The sequence below is a fragment of the Deltaproteobacteria bacterium genome (assembly GCA_016931625.1).
Lineage (GTDB): Bacteria > Myxococcota > XYA12-FULL-58-9 > XYA12-FULL-58-9 > JAFGEK01 > JAFGEK01.
Map to the genome: position 1 here is coordinate 24,556 of JAFGEK010000172.1, position 7,071 is coordinate 31,626.

Sequence of the window (7,071 nt, forward strand, 5' to 3'; positions counted from 1 at the left end):
ATTTGTACTCTTGACCATTGCACAAAATCAAAGCAATCCTTGACCGTATGTCCGCACCATTATCACCAGAAACTCTTCAGGCTGAAATTGACCACGCACTTGCTGAGGGTCGACCATTAGATGCTATCGCTTATTTAGCTGAACTATGCATCACTAGCCCAGAAAACCGGCATTTACGCACTGCTTTAGCTATTGCGCTTGGCGATGCGGGTAATCCTGCTGGAGCTTTAAAAGCTCTTAGGGCTTTAGCCGACCGTCTAGCTCATCAAGGCTACCTGCTGCCAGCAATGGTTATAGTCCGTCATGGACTTGAGCATGCACCTGATGACGCTACGCTGCTTGCGACCCTAAAAAGACTGCACGTAAGAGGAGTGCGAGCCAAAGCAGGCAATCTGCCCACTCCACCTCCGCTTAAAACGCAGCTGCAAACTTCTCAAGGTGCTACAGCAAATGAATTGCTAGCTTTACAAAAAGCTGAAAGACTTGAACGAGTTGCGCAGATTGCTTGTGATCTTGGCCCGTCGCAAAATCCTGCTATCCCACTACCAATGCCTTTATTTTGCGAACTTGATCAAGAAGGTTTCATCGAAACCGTAAAACGCTTACGATATCGACGATTGGCTGCTGGCAGCAAAATAATGAGTGAAGGTGCCAAAGGCGATAGTTTAGTTATTATAGTTAGTGGCCATGCTTTAGTGCAAAAAGGCGAAATAACACTTGCGACGGTTGGTGCTGGTGTTGTCTTGGGTGAAATGGCCATCATTACCGGTGCGTTACGCACTGCAACGGTAATAGCTAAAGAAGAAATCGAAATTTTTGAACTAACTAGGGCTGATGTTGAAAAATTGGCGCTTGAGAAACCAAAAATTGCCGAAGAGCTAGTTAATTATGCACGAAAGCGACTGTTAAGTAACTTGCTGCGCACTTCTGCCTTATTTGCACATTTCAATGATGAGACTCGTTATTCATTATTAGACCGTTTCTCACGTATTGGATTTAATCCAGGCACTAAAATTATTAATCAAGGGACACCTGGCCAAGGCCTCTATGTAATTGCTACTGGTGAAGTAGAGGTTTCTGTTGCTAAGGATGATGGTGACTCTGTGGTTGTAGCCAATTTAGGACCAGGCGAGGTTGTCGGTGAGATTGCTTTACTTCACGATCAACCAACCACTGCCACAGTTACCGCGCGGGGTAATGTTGGGGCCTTATTTTTGCCGCGCGATGAATTTCAACAAGTAGTTTCTGCAAACCCAGAGGTACGCGAATATTTATCTTCACTAAGTAATGACCGCTTGGCAGCATCACGTGCTGCAGCTACCACCACCGAAGTTTTAGATGCCGATGACCTCATCGTATTGTGATATAAATATGACTGTAGCTACTTCTTCTCTGTCTCCCGCTAATGAAAACCAAAGTAAAATAATTTTTGCACCATCAGTGCTAGCTTGCGACTTCACTCACCTTGCTGATGAAATAGCGGCGATTGAAGCTGCGGGGGCCGACTGGCTTCATCTTGATGTAATGGATGGCCATTTTGTACCTAACCTTACTTTTGGGCCGCTTTTGGTACAAGCTTTAAGAAAATGCACCAAGTTACCACTTGATGCGCATCTAATGATCTCTGAACCAGAACGCTGGATAGACGCTTTTGCTGACGCTGGTTGTGATCATATTACCATACACGCAGAAGCTGCAGCCCATTTACATCGAACCCTTAGTGCTATTCGTGAGCGTGGTGTTCAAGCTGGCATCTCAATCAATCCTGCTACTCCCCCTGATTGCATCGCATATATTACCGATCTTATTGATCAAGTTTTAGTAATGTCGGTCGACCCCGGATTTGGCGGGCAACGTTTTATTGAGAGCGTCATTCCCAAAATTGTTTATATTCGTGAGCTTGAGCAAAAATATAACTGCCATTTACATATTGCCGTCGATGGAGGTATTGATTCGAGCAATATCGGGAAATTAGCAGCTGCGGGTGCTGATGTTTTTGTAGCTGGTTCGGCAATATTTGGCTCAAAGGACTACCGTGCTGCTATTGAATCAATGCGCTCGGTTGCTTTGGCAGCGTTATCGGTGGTTTGAAACAATTTTTTAGCTTACTGTTTAACGATTTAACGGTTTACTAATCTACTATTCACCCCAAACTTTAATTATAAAATCATAGCTTGCTACAGAAGCCTTTTTTTTGAACTTTCACTTTTTGCTCTAGTTTACTAGAAGTCACAGACATTATGACTATTGTTTCATCATTAAATAATTTATTTTTAAAAACCTACGGCTGTCAGATGAATGTGCTCGATTCTGAGCTCATTGCTGATCAATTAATTGCCCTTGGCTATCGTATTGTTAATCGCTTCGATGATGCCAACATTATTCTAATCAATACATGTTCGGTGCGCGCTCTAGCTGAGCAAAAAGTATGGTCGCAACTTGGCCGCTTAGCAATTTATAAACGGCAAAACAATCCTCATTTAATAATTGGGGTTATTGGTTGTATGGCCGAGCGTGAATATGTTGCCATTAGTCAACGCATGCCTCATGTAGATCTCATCTGCGGTCCATCACATCTTCATTTACTGCCTTCGATGATCGCTGCGGTTAAACAAACTAAACAAACTCAATTGCAAGTAGCCGGCCATGTTAAACGCGGGCAAAAGACTAATAAAGCTGAAACCAATATTAGTAATGCAAACGAAACCAGCGAAAGCGATAATATCGAATCCCTTGACTTATCTCGATTGATAAGTTCTGCAAATGCTCGTTCTCAGGCTTTTGTAAGAATAACCCGCGGTTGCGATAAAATGTGTTCTTTTTGTGTAGTGCCGTATGCTCGCGGTCCTGAAACACATCGGCATCCGCAACATATAATTGATGAAGTTTGCAAACTCACTTTAGCCGGTGCTCGTGAAATCACGCTTATTGGCCAAACGGTTAATCATTATCACTATCATGATGGTGGCGTTAGCACTTCATTTGCTGACCTTTTATGGCAAATTCACGAGGCTGTTCCCTCTCTTGCTCGTCTGCGCTTTGTTACTTCATATCCAAGAGATTTTAATAATGATGTTTTAGAAGTAATGGCTAAAGCTAAACGTATGGCTCGCTATTTGCATTTACCAGCACAAAGTGGTTCAAATAAAATTTTGCGCGCCATGAATCGCGGTTATACGGTTGAAAGCTATATCGATCTTATTGATCGTGCCCGTGCCTTCATGCCCGATGTACGTTTTGCCGGCGATATGATTGTTGGCTTTCCCACCGAGACTGAAGCAGACCATCAAGAATCGATCAAACTTATCGAACGTGTTGGTTATAAAAACTTATTTGTTTTTAAATACTCTCCTCGACCAGGTACGGTAGCTGCTCGTCGTTTTGCTGATGATGTTAGTGAAGATGATAAAAAACGCCGTAACCATGAACTACTGGATGTACAGGCCCGGTTAAGTCATGCAAATAATAATAGTTTAATAGGCACTACGCTTGAAGTTTTAGTTGAGTCCGAAAGTAAACTTAAAAACACCACACCGGTTAACAATGAATCCACCGCAAGCGAAGCTACACTTAAAAATGGCACCAAACGCTTGCTTGGACGTACAACTTACGATGAAATCGTCGCGTTTACCGGTTCTCCCGAACTTATTGGCAAAATTGTAAAAGTAAAAACAACCGCAGCAACTAGTCTTACTTTGTTGGGTGAGTTGATAAATTAAAAAATATTTGTTAACCCTGCATATCTTTTGAATATAACCGCCATTTTGCATTGTTGCAACACTATCAGTCGCCCCGCCTTTGCCCGCACTAGCGCCATAATTGAAACTAATTATACCTAATTAAACCCCCTTTTTTTAACGTCTGGCACTTTTGTTTTTTGCGTTCATTACATGAACAAGAAGCTTTTAATGCCATAGCTTTTATGGGTGGTACAGCACTACGGTTTCTTGAAGGCTTGCCACGTTTTTCTGAAGACTTAGATTTTTCTATAAGCAATGCTTCGCTTTATTTACCAGAAACATGGCTAAAAAAGCTGCAAACGCAACTGCGCCTTGCTGGATTTACCTGTTCTATTAAATGGAAGAAACAGAAAACCGTCAATGTTGCATGGCTAGGTTTTACCCATCTTATGCATGATGCAAATTTAGCAACTCGTATTGAGCAGCAACTTTCAATTAAACTTGAAATAGATACTAAACCACCGGCAGGAGCTATACTTAAACGCAGCATCATTAATAAATATATGACCTTTGCTTTATGCCATTACGATCTTGAATCGCTAATGGCAGGCAAAGTACATGCGTTGCTTATGCGACCTTATCCTAAAGGACGAGATTGGTTTGATTTAATTTGGTATCGTGCGCATCGCCCACCGATTATCCCTAATCTTAAACTTTTACAAAATGCCTTAGCACAAACACAAAAAACCACTCTCTACCATGCCGCCGAGTGGCAAAAAAACTTACAAAATAAACTTTTACGATTAAATATTAATGAATTAAAACAAGATGTCGCGGCTTTTTTAGAACGGCCCGAAGACCGCTCTCTATTATCACAAGAAAATCTACAGACTATACTTACAGACTAACGTTCGCGGTATCATTACTCAAAGTGCTTCATTATGATAAATTTGCCCCACTATAATTGCCTCAATATTATTAACAACCATCGCTGCCGTGATTGCGCCCAAAGCGAGATTACCGCGTTTGCGCATATTTTTACCTCTTACTAGCACTTTTTTAACGTTTTACAGTTTGGATGGGGGCTAATTCACAGGCGTTTTAGTATAAAAGTCGTTTCTTTTATGTTATTTCCTAGCACCGACGCCATGTGCACGGCTGTGTAGTTACGATCCATTTAAAGTTGTACACTTTTAAATGGGTTGCTAACTGTGCATTAACCCATTGTCTATTTGTCATTAAAAAACAATTTACCAAATAGATTTCAAAATCGGGCAAATAAATTCATGTTCAGCTATATGTTTACGCAAAAATACAGTTATTGTTTTTTGTGAATGAACGATATTTGTATTTTTCTCAACACTCAAATGTGCAATTAGTTTCTGCAGCTCATTTGTGGTATTTGGCCATGGGTCGCTATTTTTATCAATAATGACATAATTAGCTTTGCACCAATTGCCAAGCATATAAACTTTATCTCGACCGGCTAAGTGATCTATTATTCGATGATTCGATGCAACACTAGCGTCTTTCGGAATCAATTCAATAGCGTCCTGGATACGAATTCTTCCAGCTTTTAACCATCCCTGACCAGACCAAAGTGGTGCTTTTTGACCCCATGGAGGCCATATACTTAGGCTAAGAGAAATAACAAATGTACCCCATATTATTATTGATACAATATGCTTATTTCTTTTTTTAGTTTTATTTTGAATCCAACCAATGCCGTCAGCTGCACCACATAAAGCCGTAATAAGCGGAATAATACCATAATGGAATCCCCAACTTATAGCCCCTCGCTCTGATAAAACACGTGCAAATTGACTAGGTAAAATCGAAATACTGAGTGGTGAAAAAAATACTGCTGGACTTGCATCAAGCAACAATACAACCCACGAACGTATTTTCAATCCACCATCAAATAACATTTGTACAAATGAAATGGATAACATCAATATATTAGTTGTATTTTCATTCATTGTTGTCACATGAATAAAATGCGACCAATAGAAATATCCTTGTTGTCTAAAAATCGGAAATAATACTGTAAATACGATGATTGCGTAAACTATACCTATTGCTGAAAGAATTATTCCACTACGTCTTGTATAAGAATTCCAACAAAATCCCATCCCAAGAGCGATTACTACAAAACTCATATCTTCTCTAATAATAAGAAGCATAAAAGTTAATATTATACTACAAATAACGCGCTTATTAATTAACGACCATGTTAGCCATACTATTGGTGCGACGGCCAATGTATATGTATGAAAAGTATTTAAACCCGCTAGCTGTGTTTCCCAAGCGAAAATGAATATAAATGAAAATGCAATACCAATATCAATTCTTTTCGTAATACTGCTAGCCAAATAAACAAGACCGGCAGCAGCCATAGCAATAGCAATAGCTTGCAGAATTAAAAGAGTCTCAGGGCCTGACCATATCCATAATAGCGGACTTATTAAGATATCAATGTATTCTGCATGATCGCCAAATGCATGAATATTTCTAACCGTATTTAATGGTGATTTAAATCGGGATAACAACCAAATAGATTGATGAAAGATTGCTAAATCAATTCCCATACCAAATAAAAAAAATCTCGATAGTGACTTAAACCCATAAAAAGCAAAACCAATAAACCCAATGAGTAAAGCCGCGCGAAACTTTGTTTGTAATACCCAGCTAGTTCTAATTTTTATCATTTCATTTATGTTTCTGTGATTCATTGGTTTTGCTTGTATTCCTTTATGGTCTTTTGAAAAAATACTTTTTTATGCTAGAAACATCTCGCAGTACAAATAGCGCGACCAATTGAAATAACTGCACTTCCTGTGACTCTCCAACGCCCGTCATTTAAACGAGTTACTTTACATTCTGCTGGACTAGTAATAACAGCGTCTGTAATGGCGCAAAAAATATGGGTACGCTGACTATCTGTATATTTTGTTTCTCCATTTGCTGGATTCACAGAAAATTCTTCAAAATCAAATGCAATTTTATCATATGTCACCGCCCCATTAGCAAGCTCTGCTGTACCAACCGTCCCATTCACAATTTGATCGCTACCAACGGCATTAGCTGCAACACTTGTAGCTGCCCCGCCTTTGCTGTTACTACCAGCATAATTAAAGGTTACATCACTTGCTGTACCCGCTGTACTTGCTGAATTAGCAGTGTTGGCAGTTTCTGCAGTTTTCGCCGAAGTCGCCACCCCACCGGGTGAATCACTACCGGCATAATTAAAGTTTACTTTGCTGGCGCTAACTGCACCGTCAGCAATGTTTTCATAACCAACCGCACCAGCCCCTAACGCAGAACTAGTTATCGCGCCAACTGCAAGTTTGGCTGCGGTTACTGCGCCATCTTCAATTTCATTGGTGCTAAT

The 7,071-nt window shown here is 40.3% G+C and carries 6 protein-coding genes; 4 read left to right on the forward strand and 2 right to left on the reverse strand.

Features of this window, described 5'->3' with window-relative positions:
* Positions 1 to 47 precede the first annotated feature (47 nt).
* The 4 genes from JW841_14855 (at position 48) to JW841_14870 (ending at position 4,588) form a co-directional block, all read left to right on the forward strand.
* Positions 48 to 1,364: a cyclic nucleotide-binding domain-containing protein gene (locus JW841_14855; protein MBN1962213.1), complete on the forward strand. Its 1,317-nt coding sequence runs from the start codon at positions 48 to 50 to the stop codon at positions 1,362 to 1,364.
* Positions 1,365 to 1,371: 7 nt separating this feature from the next.
* Positions 1,372 to 2,091, forward strand: coding sequence for a ribulose-phosphate 3-epimerase (locus JW841_14860; protein MBN1962214.1), 720 nt, complete (start codon positions 1,372 to 1,374; stop codon positions 2,089 to 2,091).
* Positions 2,092 to 2,240: 149 nt separating this feature from the next.
* The gene (gene miaB / locus JW841_14865) at positions 2,241 to 3,719 is read left to right on the forward strand and encodes a tRNA (N6-isopentenyl adenosine(37)-C2)-methylthiotransferase MiaB (GenBank protein ID MBN1962215.1); all 1,479 of its coding nucleotides are present in this window, start codon (positions 2,241 to 2,243) and stop codon (positions 3,717 to 3,719) included.
* 158 nt (positions 3,720 to 3,877) lie between these two features.
* The gene (locus JW841_14870) at positions 3,878 to 4,588 is read left to right on the forward strand and encodes a nucleotidyl transferase AbiEii/AbiGii toxin family protein (protein ID MBN1962216.1); all 711 of its coding nucleotides are present in this window, start codon (positions 3,878 to 3,880) and stop codon (positions 4,586 to 4,588) included.
* A gap of 342 nt (positions 4,589 to 4,930) precedes the next feature.
* Here JW841_14870 and JW841_14875 read toward each other — a convergent pair whose 3' ends face one another.
* Both JW841_14875 and JW841_14880 read right to left on the reverse strand, forming a co-directional pair.
* A complete protein-coding gene (locus tag JW841_14875; protein ID MBN1962217.1) occupies positions 4,931 to 6,388 on the reverse strand; it encodes a DUF2079 domain-containing protein in 1,458 nt (485 codons plus the stop codon).
* A 74-nt stretch (positions 6,389 to 6,462) separates the two neighbouring features.
* On the reverse strand, positions 6,463 to 7,071 hold a 609-nt coding region (locus JW841_14880), incomplete at its 5' end, for a hypothetical protein (protein ID MBN1962218.1).

Bases quoted from the DNA above. Each gene is read 5' to 3' on its own strand.
- JW841_14855 (MBN1962213.1), top strand. From the start codon at position 48: ATGTCCGCACCATTATCACCAGAAACTCTTCAGGCTGAAATTGACCAC.
- JW841_14860 (MBN1962214.1), top strand. From the start codon at position 1,372: ATGACTGTAGCTACTTCTTCTCTGTCTCCCGCTAATGAAAACCAAAGT.
- miaB (MBN1962215.1), top strand. From the start codon at position 2,241: ATGACTATTGTTTCATCATTAAATAATTTATTTTTAAAAACCTACGGC.
- JW841_14875 (MBN1962217.1), bottom strand. From the start codon at position 6,388: ATGATAAAAATTAGAACTAGCTGGGTATTACAAACAAAGTTTCGCGCG.